Source organism: Paenibacillus sp. 01T431 (assembly GCF_056398625.1).
Genome location: NZ_JBFTPT010000007.1, coordinates 106,368 through 127,913 on the forward strand (window position 1 = coordinate 106,368; position 21,546 = coordinate 127,913).

Consider the following 21,546-nt stretch of genomic DNA (forward strand, 5'->3'; position numbering starts at 1 on the left):
TATTCCCCCAAACCGTTATTGGAATCGCTTATTGTGCTTATTAAGCATCAACAAGCTGCTTCCCGTATATTGTACAACTGCAGCTTGCCAAATGGAAATGCAACTATTTGATCTGCCTTTTCTCCAGCTTCAAATGCGGACTGTTGCGGACGGTTTCCTCGAAAAAGCTCGTTTGCTCCCGAACAAGACGCTCCCATGCCTGAACGCACACGGGGTCGAAATGCCGCCCGCTCTCCTTTAGGATAATTTCCATAGCTGCCTCATGCGACATAGCCTTTCGGTAAGAACGTGACGAGGTCAAGGCATCATAAACATCCGCTACGGCAGTGACCCGTGCAAGCAGCGGTATCTGTTCACCTGCAAGCTGATCGGGATAGCCGCTGCCATCCCACTTCTCATGATGTGACCTTATAACGGAAAGCTCCTCCGGCATAAAACCTAATCTTTTGCATAAATCGTAGCCGGATATAGGATGCACCTCAATAATTTCACGTTCCTCTGGTGTAAGCTTGCCTGGCTTGTTCAAAATCGTATCCGGTATTCGCAATTTGCCGACATCATGAACTAATCCGCCTTGCGCAATCGCTCTTAATTCAGCTGAGCTGAGTGAGAGCTCCTCGCCCAGCTTCAAAGCATAGAGGGCTACCCGATAGTTATGGCCTGCTGTGTAAGAATCACGTGCTTCCGTTGTCATCACCAGCTCTCGAACGCTTGAAGACATATAGGTGTTAATCCAATCGCGCGGATTGGCGCGGAACATCAGCTTAATAGAGGCTGTAATGGACTTGGAGCTGACATATTGATTCACAATACCCCAAACCATGACGACAACTGAAGCAAGCAATAGGATATGGTAAAGCCACCAGCTTATATTCCAAGCCTCGCCACTCACGATAATCAGCTGTGCAATAATCATCCAGCCTGAGCTGTACACGATGGCTAGCTGCAATGGAAAACGAGAGGATATGTACGCTTGCAAATACCGATATATTGTCCAGCCATTCAAAGCGATCGTAAATAGGCTTGCGGCCCATTTCATTGGCAAATCCTTAAAATGCAGAAATAGAATAAGATTCGGGTAAAACCAAAGGATGGTGCAAAGGGCAAGAAGCAAGGATATCCATAAGGGCAAAAGCATTCGCTGCAGCTGAGCAAACCATTTGATGAGAGGACGATCTACAGATATAGAGGACAACCACAACCATACAACGGCCAGTATAACGCTAAGCTGAGCAGTGCTGCCTGCAGTACTTGAGTGATGCGTTAAAAAACCAGGGGTAGATAAGCCATGCAGAACAAACAATGCAGATAATGATACATAAGATAACGATAGAAAACTAATCTTAATATTGCGAAGGGTAATCGCGACGAATCCTACAGCAATAGCAAGGATCAGTGAGATCAATGCTACGAGACTGACGATATAAAAATGCTCTTGAGGTGCGTTAATGCTCTTATCAAGCTCCGAACCTCGCAACGCGAAATAGCCTGCCAACGGCAAAAGCATTAATAAAACTAAACGTGTGTATACCCACATATTTTTGCGCAAGCTTATTCCTCCTAGATGTCGTTCTTTATATGTATTTGCTGGTAAACATACCGCCTGTGGGAGGCGCAAAATGTAAAGCTTCATTAAAAACCAACATGAAACTTGTAGGATAATGTTGGATATTCGTCTTTTACTATCATATCATCACGGAGTCAACCTATAAATAGTGAAATTTCGCGGAAATACGGATAATTCGAGCCGACAGCATATATTTTTATTTTAGATTAAGGTTTTTTCAATCTTGTTTTGTTATAGTAGTTGAAGACAGGTAAATTGAAGGGAGTTTATGGAATGAATAACAAGGAATCGCAGCCAAACAAAGACGCAGAAAACGAATTGACTGCGAAGGAAGAACGTTACGAGCTCGAACAGACAGAAGAGCAGGACAAGCTTTCGGATCAAGATACAGCTATCGAAGAGGAGCTTCAACAAGAATTAAACGAAGAGCTTCCTGAAGCATCAAACGACGAGGTTCGTGCTGCTGCCCTAAATTCGGAGAGCGTTCATCAGGCTCCCAAAGGCGGAAGCGGTAAAGCATGGTTGATCGTCTCAGCAGTACTGGCTATTTTGCTGATCGTCGTATTAATTAAACCGCCATTTGGATCAAGCAATGAAACCGTGGCAACTGTCAACGGTGTCAACATAGGGAAAGACAGACTTTACGATGAGCTAGTTAAAGCAGGCGGTCCGGCTACACTTGAGAACATCATTACACAAGAGCTGATCTTCCAAGAAGCAGAAGCAAATAACGTCAAAGTTACAGACGCTGACGTGGATGCTGAAATTGCGCTGATCAAGAAGAGCTTCGGTACGGACGAGCAGTTCAGTAATGCACTTGCTCAGTACAACATGACGCTTGAAAACTTGAAAAGCGATACAAAAATCAATCTAACGATTCGTAAAGTTTTGGAGCCAAAAACAGACGTAACTGCGGAAGAAATTCAACAGTTCTATGATACGAACAAAGCTGCACTTGGCACGCCTGAGCAAATTCAAGCTTCACACATTTTGGTAGCTACAAAAGAAGAAGCTGACGCTATTCTAGCTGAGCTTAAGCAAGGCGGCGACTTTGCTGCAATTGCAAAAGCGAAATCGATCGACCCAGGTTCGAAAGATAATGGCGGAGATCTTGGCCTATTCGGAAAAGGAAAAATGGTTCCTGAGTTCGAAGCTGCTGCTTTTGCTCTAAAAATCAATGAAATCAGCGGTGTTGTTCAAACCGAAAACGGCTTCCACATTATTAAGAAAACAGCTGAGAAAGCTGCTGTTGTTCCAACGTTCGAAGAGAAAAAAGAAGAAATTAAGAACCAGCTTGTTGCTACAGAAGCAAATGAGCTATCCGAAGCTTGGATGACAGAAATTCGTGCAAAAGCAAAAATCACGAACACACTGACTCCAGCAGCTACTGACGCTCCAAAAGCTGAATAATAGCTAATGCTTTCTTTAAAGGGACTGTGCTTCATAGGTTATTTATAACCTGTGGGCACAGTCCTTTTTTCACAATAAAAAGCCCCCCTTTCGCCCGGAGGGATGGGCTTCAGGGAGGCTTTGGCTTCAGAAAGACAGATGAGCCTCTTCAATTTTATGTCATTCTTCTGAAGTTAATATATATTATTCTATGACTATCAATTGGCGTAGATGATTGTTTTACTAGATTCGACCATTTTAAAACAGGCAATCGATCGGTTAGGGATAGTCGTACGGATGACGGGGAGGGCGAAATGACTCTGTAGGCGTGATTTAGGACATAAATAGTGAGGTAGCGTGTATTGCGAATATGATATGATGGTGAAATATGCCATGTACCTATTATTGGAGGGAAACAAGTGAGCAACTACGAAGTACGCAGCTATAAGGATACGTATACCTTGTATGAGTTAACGGAAGAAAGCACGCAATCCCGCATCATTGTATGTCCAGAGCGCGGCGGTATCGTTATCGGCTGCCAGCTGCATGGACTAGAGCTCTTTTATTTGGACAAAGCGACGTTTGAGAACCCCACAGCCAATATCCGCGGAGGCAATCCGATCCTGTTCCCAATTAGCGGGCAGCTTGCTAACCAAACTTATGAGTGGAACGGTCAATCGTACACGATGGCTAATCACGGCGTTGCCCGTACTGCTGTATGGGATGTTGTCAGTACAAAAACGGATGGTGAGGCTTCGATTACAATCCGCCTGCAAAGCAATGAAGAAACGCTGCGCTCCTACCCTTTTGCATTCGAATTGTTGTTTACCTATGTACTGCAGGATGGTCAATTACATACGCGTCAGCTGTACCGCAATCTAAGCGAAGCAGCTGCGATGCCTTTTTATGCTGGCTTCCATCCTTATTTCGCCATTGATTCGGGTAAAAAGATCGCATATGAAAGCGATGCTACCCGCTATGTCGATTATAACGATAATGTAGAAAAACCATTTGATGGTGTTATCGACTTGGAAGGACTTGTGGAATCCGTATGCCTGCTCGATGCGAAGAAGAGCGAAATCTCCTTCGTCGCTTTGCAAGGCGCTCGCGTTCGTCTAACTTACGATGACATTTTCAAATATATGGTGCTTTGGTCCGTTAAGGATCGGCCTTTCGTATGTGTAGAGCCATGGATGGCTGAAAATGGTGAGCTTAATCGTCAAGAGGAGCTTGTCCTGCTGAACGCTGGCGAAGAGCTGCATGCCAACATGACGATTAGCTGCGAACGTTAAGTCCCGCCTCTTTGGACGAACGATTCAGCCATTAAGCAAAAAAGAGAGGGAAGCCTTGCAAGCCATGGGTTCGGTTCCATGGTGCAAGGCTTCCCTCTTATCTTTTTATGAGCAATGAACTAATAGCCTTCGCCTAGACCGCCTGTAACGATAGCGATGCCAGAGCTTGCTCCAATACGTGTTGCGCCCGCTGCGAACATTTGCAGAGCAGTCTCCCGGTCGCGTACGCCGCCGGATGCTTTCACACCGAGGTCAGGACCTACCGTACGACGCATCAGAGCGATATCCTCTACCGTAGCGCCTCCCTTGCCAAAACCCGTGGATGTCTTCACGAAATCTGCGCCAGCCTGTTTGCAAATTTCACATGCGACAACCTTTTCTTCATCCGTTAGAAGTCCCGTTTCAAGAATAACTTTAAGCAGGGCTTTTCCTTTAACCGCCGCAGCTACACCCTCAACATCACGCTTCACGCCTTCAAGATCGCCTGACTTCATCAAGCCGATGTTTAAAACCATATCCACTTCCGTTGCTCCAGCTTCAATAGCAAACTTCGCTTCTGCTGCCTTAGATGCCGTCATCGTCGCTCCTAATGGGAAACCAACGACTGTCGTTATGCCTACTCCCGATCCCTTTAGTTCTTCAGCAGCTGTTGCTACCCAGCCTGCATTTACGCAAACCGTTGCAAATTGATACTGCTTAGCCTCGCGGCAAATTTGAAGTACCTCATCCTTTGTTGCATCAGCTTTAAGTATTGTATGATCGATCATCGCCGCTATTTCCGCAGGCGATAAATTCATATCGTTGCTCATTTTGCTGCTCCTCCTCTATCATTTTGATTGCTCCAAACATTGCTCTGCCGGTACGTCTCATCCCTATCCTATCCAAACGAATGGGCGAGATACGCATGATACGTTTCATTATACGAAGCTTTGTTCAAAACAACAATAATATAGCGCCGAAAATACCACATGCTTACTTTTTTGCAGATGATCTTTCCTACAGAAGTCATGTGGACAAACGGATGGTTGTGTTCTATTCTTTACTATGTACTAACAAACTTATCCAGTCTGAACCGCAGAGAGGTGCGCAGCTTGACCTTGTTTTCGAAATCAAAGCGCGAAGCTGATTTATTCGGCAGCGCTTTTCATTATGCCTCAATAGGCATGGCATTAGTAGATTTAGATGGTCGTTTTATCGTAGCCAACCCTTCCGCTCAAACGATGCTCGGTTATGAGGAGAAAGAGCTTATCAATCTTACGTTTGGCCAAATTACCCATCCGGATGACTTGGAAGAGGATTACCGCTACGTGAAACAGCTGCTCGAGGGCGAAATCGACACCTTTCAAATGGAGAAGAGATACTTCAAAAAGACCGGCGGCATTGTAACCGTGCTTCTTTCCGTATCCCTTGTATATGACAGGCATGGCGCCCCCCGTCATTTTATATCGCAAATGATGGACATTACAGAGAAGACGCAAGCCGTGTCGGAAGTAAGGCAGCTTACGATGCGGATCTCCACTATTTTGGAGAGTATCTCAGATGCATTTTTCTCACTGGATCATGAATTTAGGTTTATCTATACGAACAATGCGACTCAGGAACTATTTAAGCGAAACAAGGAACAATTGATTGGTTATAGCATATGGGAGCTATTCCCTTGGCTCTCAGAGTCCATAAGCCATCTAGAATATAGATTGTCTATGGAAACCAATCAGCACCGCATGTACGAGCAATTTATTCCACGGCTTAATAATTGGTTTGAGTCGAATTTATACCCGTCCGAATTTGGACTCTCCGTTCATTTTCGCCAAATTACAGAGCGGAAGCGAATCGCTGACAAGCTGCTGGAGAGCGAGAAGAGCTTCCGGCTGCTTGCTGAAAATTCAAGCGACATGATCTCCAAGCATGATCGAGATGGGTTATTTACTTATGTATCCCCTGCTTGCTATATGCTGCTAGGCTTTCGTGATGACGAGCTGATTGGATCGTCACCGTTTGTTTTGTATCATCCTGATGACAGAGGGAGAATGCTCGAAAATCAGGAGCTCATTTACAGCAACGTTGAAGCCAATACCATTACTTATCGCATGCGCCGCAAGGAAGGCATTTATCGCTGGCTCGAAACGACCTCCCGCGTCATTTATCATGATGGTGATCGCACGCAGACGATCGTTTCTGTCTCCAGAGACGTTACCCCTCGCAAAGAAAATGAGTTGAAAATGATTGAAAAATATCAATTATTACATAAGCTCTCGCATGTGGATGAGTTGACCAATATTGCAAATCGGCGAGTGTTTGATGAGTCTTGGAACAAGGAATGGCTGGAAGCGCAGCATCACCATATGCCGATCACGCTCATGCTGGGCGATATCGACAACTTCAAATTATTCAATGATACGTTCGGGCATCAAAAAGGCGACGAATGTCTCAGACAAATCGCCGCCGCATTGCGGAGCGCCCTGAAGCGTCCGCTTGATATTGTCGCCCGCTATGGGGGCGAGGAATTTGGATTTATTTTACCTCAAACGAGTGAAGAACGTGCCGCCAATATTGCATCTAGACTTCTGGAAGCGGTCAGACAATTAAAGATACCGCATGCAGAATTATCCGGCTGCCAACAGGTTACGATAAGCTTGGGATCAGCAACATGGAAGCCTGGCTGTTCCGCTAAGCAAGATGAGCTGTTTACCCATGCGGACAAAGCGCTGTACCAGGCGAAGCGCGAAGGAAAAGATCGATACGTATCACACTAATTCCACGCGATCGTCGCTGCTGTTTTTCACGGCTACGATCGCTTTACTATTTCCGCCAAACCCGCTTGCTTAAGCTGCTTCTCATATACGAAATATACAACTAAGTAAATGACGAAGAACAGACTGGATACGAGATACATCGTCGCATAATTCGACCATGTCGCGACTAGACCAAGCAGCATGGCTCCGCTTCCGATCCCGATATCGAATGCATTATAAAAAGTTGCAGTCGCTACCCCTCTTCGCTGCGGCTCCACCCTGTCAATCACCCAAGCCTGCAAGCCTGGGAAAATAGCCCCGAAGCCCGCTCCATAAAACACCGCTGCAAGCAGCAATGTTCCAGTTGATTTGGTCATATAAAGGATTATGCAGCCCACGATACAAGAAATTGCCGCAGGAAACAGTACCCAGAATCTCCCCTTCGAATCGAAAATCCGACCGCTGATAAAACGTATTAAAAATTCGCTTATAGCAAGGACAAGGAAGAAAAACCCTATATTTTGTACGCCTGTTTCTTTGCCGAACAATGTGATAAAGCTGATAACACCGCCCAGAGACAAACCTACAAGCAGTCCTAATAAAGAAGGCATAAGTGCTTTCGGCTCAATAAACCGCAGCATGAATGAGGTTTCCGTGGCGGACGCTATTTGCGCCTTTGCCCTCTCCTCTTTGGTGTCACCTTTGACGAAGGCCGTACAAACCATCGCAATCAGCAGTATACATGCGCCAACAATGAACAATACGGAGAAACCAAACTCCTCCATCAACCAAATGCCAAGGAAGGGCCCGAGCGAAATGGCTACAGCATTTCCTGTACCGAAAAACCCCATGCCCTCTCCTCTGCGGGAGGCCGGTATGATGTCCGAAGCAACCGTTCCGTACAAGGTCGTTGAAATACCGAAGCCTACACCATGCACGATACGAAGCATAAGCATCATCGTAATCGTCACTGCGGCGTAATAGCTGGCCGTACCGATTAAACAAATGGCTACGCCGACGAGAAGCAGCAGCTTTTTGCCGAACTTATCCGAAGCCATACCAACAAAAGGTCTTAATAAAACAGCTGAAAAAGTAAATAAACCAATAATGAGTCCGATCTCAGCATCCGACCCGCCTTTATTTGCCGCAAACATCGGAAGTGTAGGCAGCAGCATCTCCAGTGATAAGAACAAAAATAAATTAGATAAAATCAACAAAACAAACGGTTTGGTCCAGAGTGATTCCTTCACCTTATTAATTCCTCTCTTGTTGCTTGTAGTCGTGTCTATATTTCCTATAATGGCAAATTGATCTTCTGCACAAAATGGCACTCCTACATGATATCAGCAAAATTGATGTTCGTGACGATGTTTTATTCAAAGAAGGCAAGCTGACCGACGAAGAGTTTGATCAAATCAAGCTCCATCTATTATATTAGGGAAAGAGTTCTGTTTGGAATAATATTTGACAGAACCTATTAAAAAAAGCTCCAAAAGGAGCCTTATCATTACTCTTCTAGTTCACCAGTTTATTTATAATACCATGTTATCGACGTAAAGAATTATTCTTTTAACATATGACTTTTTTTTCGTTTCGAAGTAGCTGCAAAAAACAAACGTCAGTCCATTGTTGGGCTGACGTTTGTATGTGAATATTATTTCAAGCCCGTATTGGCAATGCCTTCAATAAACTTATTTTGAGCCAGGAAGAAAACAACCAGAATCGGGACAGTTGCTATGGTCGAAGCGGCAAGCAGCAGCGGCCAGTCCACGCCGGTATCCGTAGTAAGCAGCGATAAGCCGATCGGCAGCGTGAACAATTCCTTCGTATTTAAATAAATTAGCGGTTCAAAAAACTCGTTCCAGCTATTCATGAATGTAAAGATGCTTACGGTTGCCAATGCGGGCGTGGCAATCGGGAGCATAATCGACCTGAACGTGCGCCACGGCGAACACCCGTCTACTTTGGCTGCTTCATCCAGTTCAATAGGAACGGTAATTAGAAACTGACGTACGAGAAATACACCAAACATCCCTCCCGCTCCAAGCATTGGCGGAAGAATCAGAGGAATATGCGTATCGATGAATCCGAGTTTTGATATCCAGCTGAATAAAGGAATGGCCGTAACTTCTGTAGGAATCATCATCCCGCTGAGCAGGAACAGAAAGATCGCGTTTTTGAATGGAAAGTGCAATCTGGCAAACGCATAGCCTGCCAATGCGGACAAGAAACAAGTGCCTGCCGTGACGAGCACCGCGATATATATACTATTAAAAAAGTAGAGATGAAACGGCATTTCCGTAAACACGCGAATATAATTGAACCATTCCCAAGCTTCGGGTATCCACTGGGGCGGAAATAGAAACACCTCGGAATCCGTCTTCAAGGATGTGCTGACCATCCAAAAAAAAGGGAACAACACGATGAAGGAAACGATTGTTAGAACCAGATAGGATGCAAGGTTGGATGTTATCTTTTTATTGTTCATAATGTACCCATCTCTTTCTCAGTTTCCACTGTATCAAAGTCAGAACCAGGATAATGCTGAACAAAATAAATGCCAGTGCCGATGCATAACCGAATTCGTAGGAGCGGAACGCTTGTTTGAAAATGTAGAAGACCATCACGTAAGTGCTAGTTCCCGGCCCTCCGCCTGTCATTACATAGATTTGTCCGAACACTTTAAGAGAACCGATAACGGTTATTATCGTTATCATGAATACGGCTGGCGTAATCATTGGCAATGTAATGGATTTAAAGGTTTCACAGCGCGAAGCACCGTCAATTTTGGAAGCCTCGTAATAATCCTTCGGCACATCGTGCAGAGCGGCCAGGAAGATGACCATGTTCATGCCCACGCCTTTAAGCGCACTGACCACTATAACGGTAGGCATCGTCCAAGTTTCCGAGAAAAGCCAGGCAATCTCCGTTCCGCCAAACGTTCGGATCAGCAGATTGACTAATCCGCCGTCCGTAGAGAAAATAAACTTCCATACGATCCCCCAAACCACGAGGGAAACGACTACCGGCGTAAAGATCGCGGTCCGAAACAAGCCGATGCCCCATATTTTCCGTTTCAATAGCATGGCCAGCAAAAGCGATAAAACAATGTTCAGCGGGACCAAGCCCGCAGAGAAATATACGGTATTCACGACCGTATCCCAAAAGACGGGATCATCGCGCATGGCGTAAATATAGTTATCTAACCCAATGTACGCTGTATTTCCAAATAACGACCAATTCGTAAAGCTCATCACGAAAGCGTACACGATCGGGCCAAACAGAAAGATTATATATCCCGCCACAATAGGCAGTATGAATAAATATCCCATCCACATTTCTTTTGATTTCAAAGATGATAAACCCGCAGACTTACCTCCGGCCATTCGCGCCTACCTCCTGTTGTCAATATGACGCAACCCTCCCTATAATTTACGAGACCGCCCTATTGTTCATATGGCGATCTCGCAATGCTCCATCGTTCTGGAGGGTTATTTCAATAGAGGATTAATGCTGTCTTCCATAATTTTTAACGCTTGCTCGGTTGTCGTGGAACCGAGCAAAATCGCATCCATATTTAATGTCACTTGCTCGTCAATCTTGACCCAGTTTGGATGAGAAGGCCGGATTGTACCTTCGGCCAACCGATCGTACGCAGCCACTTTCATCGTTTCAACAGTCGGGAACGGGAACTTGTTAAGATACTCATCGGAGTACAGGACAGACTTTCTCTGCGGCACAAAAAACTGGGCTACTTTAGCTGCATTTTCCTTATTACTAATAAATTTTAAATATTCCAATGCTTCTTCCGGATACTCTGCGTCTTTGAAGATCGAATAGCCTCCAAAGCCGATAGGCACCGTGACGCCATGGTCGCCTTTCGGAAGCGGAGCAATATCCCATTCGAAATCGACTTTGTCACGATAAGCGCTTGTACGGGTAACGTTCTCAAACGCCATACCAAGCTTACCTGTATCAAAAGTTAACTGCTCGCCGATGCTTGGATGCGCTTTCTTATCGAGCAGCCCTTTAAAGAGATTGATCGCTTTGGCCGTCTCCGGCGTGTTCATAGCGAATTGCGTTGTGTCTTCGTTGAATATTTCGCCACCCATAGCCCAAATCAATGGAATCAGATTGTCGGACCAGTTGGAGGAACTTTGTATGAACTTCACGCCGTATACCCCTTCTTGCGGTTTGGAGATCGCTTCGGACGCTTTGACCATCTCATCGTAAGTCCAGTTGCCCTCTTCATAAATCTGCATTGGCGACTTCAACCCATTCACTTCAAACAGTTTTTTATTATAGAAAACGACCTGAGGCGGCGTAGAGAATGGAATGCCGTAGAGTTTGCCGTCCTTTTCAAATGCAGTGAGCGTGGATGGTATTATATCACCGAACGCATAAGCCGCGTCCTCTTTCACGGACGAAATATCGAGCAGCTGGCCCCCATTCATAAATTGCGGAATCATGCGCTCTGAGATCCATACGATATCAGGCGAGGTTTTGGTCGCTGCCATGATCGCCAGTTTCTGCTGGTAGTCCGCCCATGGAATCACGGAAGTTTTGACTGTCACATTCGGATGGAGCTTCTTGTATTCCTCAGCAAGCTCGTCATACAACGCCACCTGGGCATCACTGCCCCAAACGGACATCTTAAGCTCGATAGGATCTTTTGACTCAGCAGCCACTTCCGCACTCGGCGTATTGTTCGCTTTTTCCTTTGCGGCGCCATTATTGTTATTGCCTTTTCCTCCACATGCGCTCAGCAACCCGAGCAGCAATACCATTGACAGCAAGACAAACCCGTATTTTTTCATTTTTATGCCCCTCTCTACGTTTGTAATCGCTTTCTATCACTAGTATAAATCTGATGGCTTCCAGAAAAAATAACGCGAATTCGAGAAAAACTATGTAAATTCGAGTACTTTAATTGAACCAGCTGAATAACAGAACTTCGGCCTAAGCCCGCGTAACAAGGACTCAGGCCGAGATGGTTCCTAATCGTTGACGAAGCCGACAAACACCTCATTGATTCTGGCCATCATATCGTTCAAATTGCCATTGCCCCATGACGGACGGACAAAATGGAAGCGCAATGCAGTCGTCACGACGGGGTTTTCCAAATTCAACGTCGTATACTGACCCAAAAAAGCGTCCTGATCATTATCTCGGACTTCGGCTATCTTCTTCCACTCTCCGTCTTCCAAAATCTGCAGATCAAAATCTCTGACATGCCAGTTGGCCGAGCCTATAACCGGCACATGTCCGCTCCACAGCTTCACTTGGTTGATCGTTTGCTCCGTTGTCCAGTCCAGTATCAGATAAGGCGTTTGGGAGCCTTTTGATATCCACCGGGTTTCCAAGCTTCCGTCCAGTACTCTTTCTTTTGTATTTGTACCCAGCGTGGAGTCGACCGACAACTGCGCAGTAATCGCCAGATTATTGGTTACATTAAGAACGAACTCTCCAGTGCGAGCAACGCCATCCAAGACGACAGTTGCCTGTAATGCTGCTTCTCCAGCTTGAATCGCGGTAACCACGCCCGTATGATCAACAGTCACTACATCCGGCGTCAGACTTATGAAAGATATGTCCGCATTTTCTAACGAAACGTGAGATCCTGTATTGTATGTGCCGGTCACATGCAGTTGGGTAGTCATGCCCGGCACCAGCTGCGAACGATCCGCCTTTACTTCTACGGCCGCAAGTTCGACAGGAGGATAGGTTTCAACCCGCAGGTAAGGCCTATAGCTAGAGTCTTGTCCATTGTATAGCTGAGTCAGATAACCGGTTTGATCGGCATCCTGCGCAAAAGCAAGTGATATCGTACGATCGCCATCCAGACGTTCATGCACGAGCACAGACGCATCGAATACATACCAGACGTTCTCGCTGTTATTATTCAGCCGCACAGTCGAGAGCTTTTGCCCAAGCTCTGGCGGAGACTGATACATATCCCATTTCATGGTATCGCCGTCCCAGTCATTGCTATCCACTGCATAGAGAGAAGTTGCCGCTCCCGTCTCTCCAACAGGGCTCTCAAGCGCTTGTCCATACACGTAGAGCCATGCGGTAGCCAGCTTGCCTTCAATGGAATTCAGATCGAATTGCAGATAGCTTCTCGCCGATTCGCTATCATCTCCGCCTTTAATCTGTAAAAGTTCCGCAACCGGAGCGTTCTGAGCATTTTGCTGTACGCTTGCTGCCTTGGTTGCCGGCAGCAGTTCGGAAACCACCACTTGATTCTCATAATCCGTCCCGGTATTTCCACTGATCTCATTGCCGGAGAGAAGAATATTCGTGCCGTGCGAAATCTTAACGCCATTCGTATTCCCCGTAACATGATTATCCTGAATGACAATATTCTCGGGTATGCCTGCGCCGTTCCCGGCGTTGGTGGGATCGCCGTCGTCTTTCATTGCAATGATACCCCAGAAGCCGGAAGCCGTATTGTTCACGATCTGATTGCCCTTCACAATCGTTCCGGGCGCATTTTTCAGACGTATTCCCTGGCTCCCCACGTTCGTAAATCCAGTAATGATATTATTCTCGATAATCGTATCCGGAGATCCCAAGTACACCTGTACCCCATACCGTTTCACATTCTCGATTAAATTGTTATGAATGTAATTGCCTGGTCCAGCGGCGTCATGCGTAGCGCCCGGATTGCCGACGCCGACAGCCGCTTCGCCGCCGCCAACGATATGATTGCCGCTTACTTCATTCATATACTCGTCTTCTCCGTGGAAATCGATAGCGTCTAATGCCGAGTTCAAGTAGTAGTTGTTTTCAATGAGATTGTTATGCGTGTAAGAATGCGCCATCGTTCCGTGACGCAGATAGGGACCGATAAACTCGTTGTTGCGAACGACATTGAAACGAGAGTCGTCCTCTCTGCCGAGCCGGCTTTCCTTGGACTTGCCTTCGATGGAAACGCCATATCCGTTCCCGCCCTCGGCTAAGTTCGTCGCATTGCGAAAAAGCGAATTTTCCACAATAACATCATGACTGTTCGTAATGACAACGCCGATCCGTTGAAACTTCTCGATCGTCAGTCCGTCCAGCGTAATGTTATATGACGGTTTGCCGGAAGCGGCGGTAATCATGATCACCTGCTTAGGTCCGCCCCGATCGGGATTCGCAACCGACGTATTGGTTGAATAATTCAAGTCCCAGCTGGACGTAATTGTCATGTTGCTGATCTTAATATTGTTTTGTCCGGCCATGCGGAATACGATGCCTTCAACCGAAGCATATTCTTCCTGTTCATTAGCATGGTCGGAGACAAGCAGAACGCCATCCTGGCTCTCGCCGCGCATCTGCACGCCGGATTTCATAATGAAATGGGTAACTCCGTCCCTATCTGTGCTCGTTAATTGATAGTGTCCGTTCGGAAGATACACTTCGTCCCCAAGCGTCGCTGCAGCCAGTGCAGCCCGGATAGCTTGAGCATCATCTATTCCGTTGTCGGCAGGATCGGCGCCGAAGTCCAGGACATTATACGTAGATCCGGTCACTGTCTGAGCCTCATGCGGCACATGCGGTGTGCCATCCGCATAATAGAGACCTGCTTTTGTCGGAATTGGGGAATCCGGGTCCGGTCCCGTTGGCGGAATCTCCACATCCCTTACTATAAATCCGTCCACATGGGGAGGGTAAACCTGAATTTCTGAAATGCTTGTCCATTCGCTTGCTCCGCGCCCGACAACCCGTACATAACGGGCGGTGACGGCTTCAAAACCAAAGGCCTCAACTTGGATCGTAGTGCCGCTGCTGTCGCCGCTGTATACGCGGGTCCAGTTGGTCTGGTCGTTCGAAACCTCGATATCAATGATCTTGCTGCGATTGTCTCCCCGGTAGAAAGCGACTCCCAGATAAGAAACCAGCTGTTCCGAGCCCAGATCCAGTTCGATCCATTGCCCGTCATCATACGCCGACCACCTTGTCTGAATATCACCGTCAATGGCATATTCCGGAATATTGGAATCGCTGCCGCTAGCCCGATAACCCGCGATCGTCAGCGGGGTTGCACTCGTCGTCTCCATGACGTGAACAACGAATGGAGGTTCCGCCTCAACACTGTAATCGTCCGAAGCGCCGTTCTCGAAATCCTCGAATACAATTCGGTTGGCAGACTCCGCTTCGGCTTTGGCCTGCACGCGGCTCGAGCCTATCAAACCCATGAACAGCATACTCAGGATTAATAATAACACTGTAGATCTTTTTGCAAGACTAGTCATTATCCACCACATCCTTTCTTTCATGACATTTCATTTGCTCTTCTCTTGCAGTCTTGTTGTAAGCGCTTCCAATAAAACCCAGCCCAAGCTTCCTCTCACACCTCCCGAATATCCGAATGTAATCATTCCGTCGCAATACATGAAGTCTCTGCACCAATTGGAAGCGCTTAACAATAAGTATACAAGTCAGCCTGTCAGTGAAAAACAACGCATTTTCGAGAAAAACTACGATATTCATAGCATCTGTTTTGTTTTGTGCTCAATGATCTGACCGGCCTTAACTCAGCGGCCTTTTTCTATATTCGGTTGGCTTCGCTCCGCAATGCTGCCGAAACACGGCCATAAAGTGATTGGCGCTGGCATAGCCGCAAAGGTTGGCGACCTCGTATATTTTCAGATGTGTATGGGTTAGCAGCTCCTTGGCTTTACTCATCCGGCAGGCCGTCACATAATCAGAATAGTTTTGTCCGGTTTTCACTTTAAACAATGTGGATAAATATTGATGATTCAAATGCACCTGCTCCGCGATGAATGGAAGTGAAACATCCTGATCCAGACAAGAGACGACCAGTTCCTTCACTCTTCGAATCGTCAGATCTTCATGGGCTGCTTCGGCGTTAGGCATCTCTACCGCCCGCTCGCGGTCCAGCCGCGCTTTCAAATTCAATAGAAAATGGGAAAGCTCAATCCGGTCCACCGGCTTCAGGATGTAATCCGACGCATTGTGACGCATCGCCGCCTTGGCATAAGTGAAATCTTCATGCCCGCTGATGATTAATACAGGAAGGCTCGGATACAACCCCCGGACATGCCGCAATAACTCGATTCCGTTCATCTGGGGCATACGGATATCCGTAATCAGCAAATCCACCGATTGCATTCTGAGAAGCTCCAGCGCAGCGAAACCGTGCTCCGCTTCCGCGGTTACCCTGTAACTGCCGATCACTTCCTCGATCATTATCTTTAACCCTTCCTGAATTTTCTTCTCGTCTTCTACCAGCATCACATTGTACATTCCAATTCCCCCTATCGTAATGGCAGCCGGATTCTCCATTGTGTTCCGGAAGCCTCATCGCTCTCCACGCTTAAGCCGTATTCCACGCCATAAAGCAGTTGAATGCGATGGTGAATATTTTTGATGGCATAACCTTTCAGCGTATCTCCAAACTTTGGACGGCTGCCGTCCCGCTCCGGCTTGCACAACATCTGATGGCGAACCTCCAATAAACGTTGCGGAGGCATCCCCACCCCATTATCCTGTACAGTCAGGAGCAAATCCTGATCCAGCACGGATGCCCTGATCGTTATCGTCAATCCGCTATTGCCCATTCCGTGCTCCAATGCATTCTCAACCAGCGGCTGAAGCAGCAGCTTTGGTACAAGACAAGATTCGAAGGACGGATCCACATACATTTCCGAATTCAGCTTCTCGCCATGCCTGGATAACTGAATTTGCAAATAAGCGTTAACGAACCGTATCTCCTCCTTCAATTGCACCGGTCGTTCCTGCTTGTCAAACGTGTATCTCAGCATTTTCCCCAAACTGGCAACAATATCGCTGATTTCGAGATTTCTCTCCTTCAGCGCCTGCATGCTTACCAATTCCAACGTGTTGTACAGAAAATGCGGATTAATCTGGCTTTGCAGAGCCGACAGCTCGGCTTCGCGTTCGCGCAGTTTCGTTTCATATACCTCCTTGACCAGCCGCTCCACTTCCGTCACCATCAGATTGAAACCCTCAGCCAATTGCCCGATTTCATCGCGATTCATCAAGCTCAAATCTGCCCGTTCGCTGAAAGCCCCGTCCTTTACCCGCCGCATGCGCGACTGAAGATAACGGATCGGCCTGACCAGCCGCTCTGACGTGAAAATCGCAAACAAATAGGCAATGATAAGCGATATGACTGAAATGAGGATCGTAAATCCGACGATTTCCTTGCCGCCCTGTTGCAAGTCGGCCATCGGGATAAGTCCGTGAATATTCACTTTCGTTGATTTGGAGTGCATGGTTGTGTACAGATAAGTCTGGCCGTTCCAATCTATCGTTCCGTCCCCCGGACCAATATCCGGGAAATTAACCGGTTCATCCGGAAATAACAGCTCGCCGTTATCCTTCGTCAAGTAAAACTGGCTGTTTTCGCTGAGCCATACTTCTGACAATAACGCTTCGAGCTCTTTCATGTTAAAATCAATTTTGACGACCCCAATGCTTTGGCCCGTTGCAGGGTGATTCAATGCTCTGGCAGCGGAAACAACCCGTTCCGATCGTTTGTAATAAGTCGTCTCATGAGGTTCAATAATGACAAGCCTACCTTCTGCATCCAGCACCTCCTGCATCCAGCTATTCCCTTTCTCGTTCCAATAACGCTGCGTTAGTTTTTCTTGGACGCTGAACATAATGCCGTCGCGGGTGAAAAAGATCATTCGTTCAATTCCGGGCTGATCCAATGTGAGCGAAGCCGCTACTCTTGCCATTTTGGTAATTTCCGCCGATGGAATAAGCTTCTCCTCGCCTGGCTCTTCATAACTGTGCTTCTCCAAAACCCGCAGCACGTCTTCGTTATATAAGGGAGCCACAGTTATTCTGTCCGCGTCTTTTATCGTATTTTCCAAATTAATTTTCACTTGATTCATAATTTGCATGGAGTACGCCCTGGAGTTTTTTTCGGATTCCTCCGCAAATTTATTGTAAGTGCTGATTCCGCTTATCAGGAATGGAATGGTGATAAGCAGAACGAACATGGTAATAAATTTGGCTCGTATCGAAATATACCGCTTCATTTCACCGATTCCTCCTGACAGATTCTAAACGCAAACACGTACAATCACATGGTAAAAAGGCCGCTCATCCGGTAGAGTGTTTGTTTTCCAACAAACTTCCGATACGAGGCGACCTTATAAAAAAGTCTACCATGACCCAATTATTACTTCAATTGAATTTGGTCGTTATCTCGCAGGCGGATGCGCGCTATACAGTCTGCCCGCTGCGCAGCAGCGCGCCGTTATGAATTAGACGCTCCTGCAGCTGTCCAATGTCGATTTTTCCCGGTGATATCCCCTGCTCCCATGCCATTGCTGCCGCCGTACCCGCAGCCTGTCCCGTCGCCATGCAGCTAGGTGTCAGACGCGTCGTTGCCAGTGCCTCATGCGTCGTCGAGATGCAGCGGCCTGCTACGAGCAGATTGTCAATCCGCTTCGGCAGCAAACAGCGGTAAGGAATATCGTACGCCCCGTCGCCCTGTACCCATGCGGCCTGTACGCCCTTGCCGGACGGATCGTGAATGTCGATGGGATAGCCGCTTCGTGCAATGCAATCATCAAACGCTCGTCCATCTACAACATCCTGTACCTGGAGTGAATAGCAGCCGTCTATTCTGCGGCTCTCGCGTATGCCGATTTGCGCTCCGACCGAAGAGATGGAAGCGTTCTCGAAGCCTGGCAAGCAGCGGGTCATGAATTCCGCGACCATGCGCACCTGCTTCCTGCCTTGCACCTCTCCTTCCGTCAAATCCTCCAGTTCAGTTCCGTCCAGCCCTTGAACACGAGTCGTATTGACAAGCACTTCGTCCGGTCCCGGACCTGTGAAGAAAAGGACCTGGTCTCTGTTAATGGGCAGGTCAGCCTCCTTCCAATGCTTGAAGTAACCCAATACACCGGACAATGGCAGTTCCTCCAGCTCATCGAAAGGCGTCTTCTTGTAAAACTCGTCCGGATGGTCGATCATATACCGTTTAACTCTCGCCAGGTCAACGCCTCTCATTCGGAACTTCATCGTCATTGGCTGCGTCAAATTGTCGCTGTCGCGTCCTTGCAAGCACGGCGCGCCTGAGAGATAGGCCAGATCAGCGTCCCCTGTCGCATCGATGAACTGCTTCGCCGAAATTTCGTACTTCCCGGACTTGGTAGCGAGTCGTACCGTTTCAATGAGGCCTTCTCTGGCCTGCACTTCGTCCATGAAGCTGTGCAGCAGCACCTTCACGCCCGCCTCGCGCAGCATATCGATAATTAACACCTTATACACTTCAGGATCATAAGGAGTGATCGTCTTTACAAAGCCTACCGTATCGCGAACGTGACCGGGCGAAGCCCCCTCGGCCATCAAGCGGTCTACAATTTCCTGCGCCGTTCCGGCAATGACCTGCTTGCCATCCATCGTGTGAAAGGTCATCCATGGATAGACCAGAGCAGCGGTCGACATGCCGCCAAGAAAACCGTATCGTTCAATCAGCAGCGTTCGCGCCCCGCTTCTTCCAGCTGCCAGCGCCGCATTGATGCCCGCCGGCCCTCCGCCGCATACCACAATATCCGTCTCTATTTTTCTCATGCTTAGCCCCTCCTCTGAAAGTACTTTCATTATAGGAGCCGGGGGGACTTCTAAAGTAGTTTAAGTTTAGTTTAAAATAGAGTAATCAAGCGTTAGCGTGGACGATAGCATTACGTTCGCATCCCCTAACCAAACGAAGGCGGTTTTGAAATTGGGAACTCGTAAATCGATTACTCTGCACGATCTTTCCAAAGAACTTGGTCTTTCGATTCAGACCATATCCAAGGCGCTGAGCGGACGAGCCGGCATGTCCGAGGAAACGCGGAGCCGCATTATTCGAACAGCCTTCGTACGCGGCTATTTGACTGTATCTCAGGCACGTGAGATGGTCAGCCGCGGCATTGCGCCTTATCCTACCTTCCAGTTTCGATTTGTATTGATACAATCCCGGCAATCTATGAATTACAACGTATTGTTGACAGAGGGGTTAAAAGAGAGGCTCGATCAATTGGAGCATCGATTGGAAAGCTATGTGCTGGATGAGGATGTGCCGGATCACGCATTCTCGGACTGGATGGAGCAGCTTAATTTGCCGACGGCGGACGGTCTGTTCATCGCGCCCCGGCTGCTCTCGGACTCCACGGAGCGCAAGCTGTTCGAGCTGCCTTTACCCAAGGTGCTGATCAATTATCCGAGACCGCTTTCCCGAATCGACAGCGTAATCTGGGATGTGTTCGAAGCCGTCTGCATGGCCGTGGACCGGCTTGCGCAGCTTGGCCATACCCGTATTATGTATGTAGGAGATATTCACAGCCAGCGGGGGTATACAAGAAGATGGCAGGCGTTTGAGGAAATGATGGGTGAGCTTCAGTTGGATTATGACGCAGAACTGCAAATAACAGACGTTTGGGACGAGTGTATGCTGATCGACAAGCTGCGCAGCAGCCAACCAACAGCAATCATTGCCGGCATCGATGAAGATATCGTAAGGCTGTATGACAGCCTTACCTCTCTCGGCTATCGCATCCCGGAGGACATCTCCTTAGTCGGCTTGGCCAACGGACCGGTGGCGGCGCTACCGCATTTAAGCCGCCCCCAGCTTCTGATCAAGGAGACCGGATATAAAGCGGCTGACAAAATGCTGTGGCGCCTCGCCAACAATGGCGAGCCTTGCGAGCATATCCGTATTGCCGGCCCTTTCCATAACGGGCAAACCATCCGGCGCTTCAGTTGAGAAGCGCCGTTATCGTTTGATGTTCGGACGAGCATTGGGTTGCAGATTTGACATTAAATGATATAGATTGGTAAAGCTAGTTTGCACGCAGCCCATCGGTGCTGTTCTGCAAACATCCTGTTCTACTACGTACCACTCGACTCCATTCTCCTCTCCCCAGCGAATAATCGGTTCGAATTCAATCGATCCTGTACCGATTTCCGCGAATGCCTGCTCACCGTCTGCAGTCATATCCTTCATATGGATAATCGGCATCCTGTCCGCATAGGGCTTGAAGAATGATGCAGGCTCAAAACCGCCCTTCTGAAGCCAATATACATCCAGCTCTGCAAGGATTTCATTGTCTGCACCAGCCTCAAGCAAGTATGAAAGCGCATCCTGCCCCTCTATCACCGTTTCAAATTCAAAAGCATGATTGTGATAGCTGATTCGGAAGCCTTCACCCTTCAGCTGCTTCGCAATACCGTTTAGATCTTTCTTCAGCTGTTTGTATCCGCCTTCATTTCGCAGCTCAGCGGGAATACTCGGGCAAATAATATCCCTTGTGTCAAACAGCCTGGCGTCCGAGACCACTTTGCTTGTGTTCGCAACAATGTCATGGAAACCAACATGCATGCCTGCGGTCTTCAATCCAACTTCGTCCAAAACCGCTTTGAGTTCCTGTGGGTCATAGCCTTGAAAGCCCGCAAACTGTACGCCGCCATAGCCAATTTGACTTATTTTACGAAGAACTCCCGGGAAATCTGCAAGGCATTCCTCGCGAAGCGTATACAATTGAACCGCAATCTTATCCTTCAACAAACTACCATCTCCCTTCACTTCAGTAAT

Annotated in this window: 15 protein-coding genes; 4 read left to right on the forward strand and 11 right to left on the reverse strand. The window is 47.6% G+C overall.

Annotated elements, in window-relative coordinates; genetic code table 11:
* Positions 1-103 precede the first annotated feature (103 nt).
* Positions 104-1,549: an HD-GYP domain-containing protein gene (locus AC1DM9_RS14590; protein ID WP_477580647.1), complete on the reverse strand. Its 1,446-nt coding sequence runs from the start codon at positions 1,547-1,549 to the stop codon at positions 104-106.
* A 291-nt stretch (positions 1,550-1,840) separates the two neighbouring features.
* Here AC1DM9_RS14590 and AC1DM9_RS14595 point away from each other — a divergent pair, with 291 nt between their 5' ends.
* Both AC1DM9_RS14595 and AC1DM9_RS14600 read left to right on the forward strand, forming a co-directional pair.
* On the forward strand, positions 1,841-2,977 hold the full coding sequence (locus AC1DM9_RS14595) for a peptidylprolyl isomerase (protein WP_477510929.1): 1,137 nt from the start codon (positions 1,841-1,843) through the stop codon (positions 2,975-2,977).
* Between the two features lie 398 nt (positions 2,978-3,375).
* Positions 3,376-4,248 (forward strand): aldose epimerase family protein, encoded by an 873-nt coding sequence (locus AC1DM9_RS14600; protein WP_441877850.1) that lies wholly within the window; start codon positions 3,376-3,378, stop codon positions 4,246-4,248.
* Between the two features lie 119 nt (positions 4,249-4,367).
* Here the strand turns inward: AC1DM9_RS14600 and deoC are convergent, their stop codons facing one another.
* On the reverse strand, positions 4,368-5,057 hold the full coding sequence (gene deoC, locus AC1DM9_RS14605; protein WP_477580650.1) for a deoxyribose-phosphate aldolase: 690 nt from the start codon (positions 5,055-5,057) through the stop codon (positions 4,368-4,370).
* Positions 5,058-5,234: 177 nt separating this feature from the next.
* On the opposite strand from deoC, the gene AC1DM9_RS14610 reads away from it, so the two are divergent.
* Complete coding sequence (locus tag AC1DM9_RS14610; RefSeq protein ID WP_477580652.1) at positions 5,235-7,001, forward strand: PAS domain S-box protein; 1,767 nt, start codon at positions 5,235-5,237, stop codon at positions 6,999-7,001.
* Positions 7,002-7,033: 32 nt separating this feature from the next.
* Here AC1DM9_RS14610 and AC1DM9_RS14615 read toward each other — a convergent pair whose 3' ends face one another.
* The 8 genes from AC1DM9_RS14615 to AC1DM9_RS14650 form a co-directional block, all read right to left on the reverse strand.
* The gene (locus AC1DM9_RS14615) at positions 7,034-8,230 is read right to left on the reverse strand and encodes an MFS transporter (RefSeq protein ID WP_441877844.1); all 1,197 of its coding nucleotides are present in this window, start codon (positions 8,228-8,230) and stop codon (positions 7,034-7,036) included.
* 404 nt (positions 8,231-8,634) lie between these two features.
* Positions 8,635-9,468 carry a carbohydrate ABC transporter permease gene (locus AC1DM9_RS14620; RefSeq protein ID WP_076268419.1) on the reverse strand — a complete coding sequence of 278 codons (834 nt, stop codon included), beginning with the start codon at positions 9,466-9,468 and terminating at the stop codon, positions 8,635-8,637.
* A complete protein-coding gene (locus tag AC1DM9_RS14625; RefSeq protein WP_477580654.1) occupies positions 9,458-10,366 on the reverse strand; it encodes a carbohydrate ABC transporter permease in 909 nt (302 codons plus the stop codon). The genes AC1DM9_RS14620 and AC1DM9_RS14625 overlap by 11 nt, the downstream gene beginning before the upstream one ends.
* A gap of 105 nt (positions 10,367-10,471) precedes the next feature.
* Positions 10,472-11,797: an ABC transporter substrate-binding protein gene (locus tag AC1DM9_RS14630; protein ID WP_477580656.1), complete on the reverse strand. Its 1,326-nt coding sequence runs from the start codon at positions 11,795-11,797 to the stop codon at positions 10,472-10,474.
* 180 nt (positions 11,798-11,977) lie between these two features.
* A complete protein-coding gene (locus tag AC1DM9_RS14635; protein WP_477580658.1) occupies positions 11,978-15,163 on the reverse strand; it encodes a discoidin domain-containing protein in 3,186 nt (1,061 codons plus the stop codon).
* Positions 15,164-15,497: 334 nt separating this feature from the next.
* Positions 15,498-16,274, reverse strand: coding sequence for a response regulator transcription factor (locus tag AC1DM9_RS14640; protein ID WP_477580659.1), 777 nt, complete (start codon positions 16,272-16,274; stop codon positions 15,498-15,500).
* A complete protein-coding gene (locus tag AC1DM9_RS14645; RefSeq protein WP_477580661.1) occupies positions 16,247-18,001 on the reverse strand; it encodes a cache domain-containing sensor histidine kinase in 1,755 nt (584 codons plus the stop codon). The genes AC1DM9_RS14640 and AC1DM9_RS14645 overlap by 28 nt, the downstream gene beginning before the upstream one ends.
* 187 nt (positions 18,002-18,188) lie before the next feature.
* On the reverse strand, positions 18,189-19,544 hold the full coding sequence (locus tag AC1DM9_RS14650) for an FAD-dependent oxidoreductase (RefSeq protein WP_477580663.1): 1,356 nt from the start codon (positions 19,542-19,544) through the stop codon (positions 18,189-18,191).
* Between the two features lie 151 nt (positions 19,545-19,695).
* On the opposite strand from AC1DM9_RS14650, the gene AC1DM9_RS14655 reads away from it, so the two are divergent.
* Complete coding sequence (locus AC1DM9_RS14655; protein ID WP_477580667.1) at positions 19,696-20,718, forward strand: LacI family DNA-binding transcriptional regulator; 1,023 nt, start codon at positions 19,696-19,698, stop codon at positions 20,716-20,718.
* A 9-nt stretch (positions 20,719-20,727) separates the two neighbouring features.
* On the opposite strand, the gene AC1DM9_RS14660 is transcribed toward AC1DM9_RS14655, so the two are convergent.
* On the reverse strand, positions 20,728-21,519 hold the full coding sequence (locus tag AC1DM9_RS14660; RefSeq protein WP_477580669.1) for a sugar phosphate isomerase/epimerase family protein: 792 nt from the start codon (positions 21,517-21,519) through the stop codon (positions 20,728-20,730).
* Positions 21,520-21,546: the final 27 nt, after the last annotated feature.

Coding starts and splice junctions, on each gene's coding strand:
- AC1DM9_RS14595 (WP_477510929.1), top strand. CDS start 1,841: ATGAATAACAAGGAATCGCAGCCAAACAAAGACGCAGAAAACGAATTG.
- deoC (WP_477580650.1), bottom strand. CDS start 5,057: ATGAGCAACGATATGAATTTATCGCCTGCGGAAATAGCGGCGATGATC.
- AC1DM9_RS14610 (WP_477580652.1), top strand. CDS start 5,235: ATGATCTTTCCTACAGAAGTCATGTGGACAAACGGATGGTTGTGTTCT.
- AC1DM9_RS14620 (WP_076268419.1), bottom strand. CDS start 9,468: ATGAACAATAAAAAGATAACATCCAACCTTGCATCCTATCTGGTTCTA.
- AC1DM9_RS14625 (WP_477580654.1), bottom strand. CDS start 10,366: ATGGCCGGAGGTAAGTCTGCGGGTTTATCATCTTTGAAATCAAAAGAA.
- AC1DM9_RS14630 (WP_477580656.1), bottom strand. CDS start 11,797: ATGAAAAAATACGGGTTTGTCTTGCTGTCAATGGTATTGCTGCTCGGG.
- AC1DM9_RS14635 (WP_477580658.1), bottom strand. CDS start 15,163: ATGGGTTTGATAGGCTCGAGCCGCGTGCAGGCCAAAGCCGAAGCGGAG.
- AC1DM9_RS14640 (WP_477580659.1), bottom strand. CDS start 16,274: ATGGAGAATCCGGCTGCCATTACGATAGGGGGAATTGGAATGTACAAT.
- AC1DM9_RS14645 (WP_477580661.1), bottom strand. CDS start 18,001: ATGAAGCGGTATATTTCGATACGAGCCAAATTTATTACCATGTTCGTT.
- AC1DM9_RS14650 (WP_477580663.1), bottom strand. CDS start 19,544: ATGAGAAAAATAGAGACGGATATTGTGGTATGCGGCGGAGGGCCGGCG.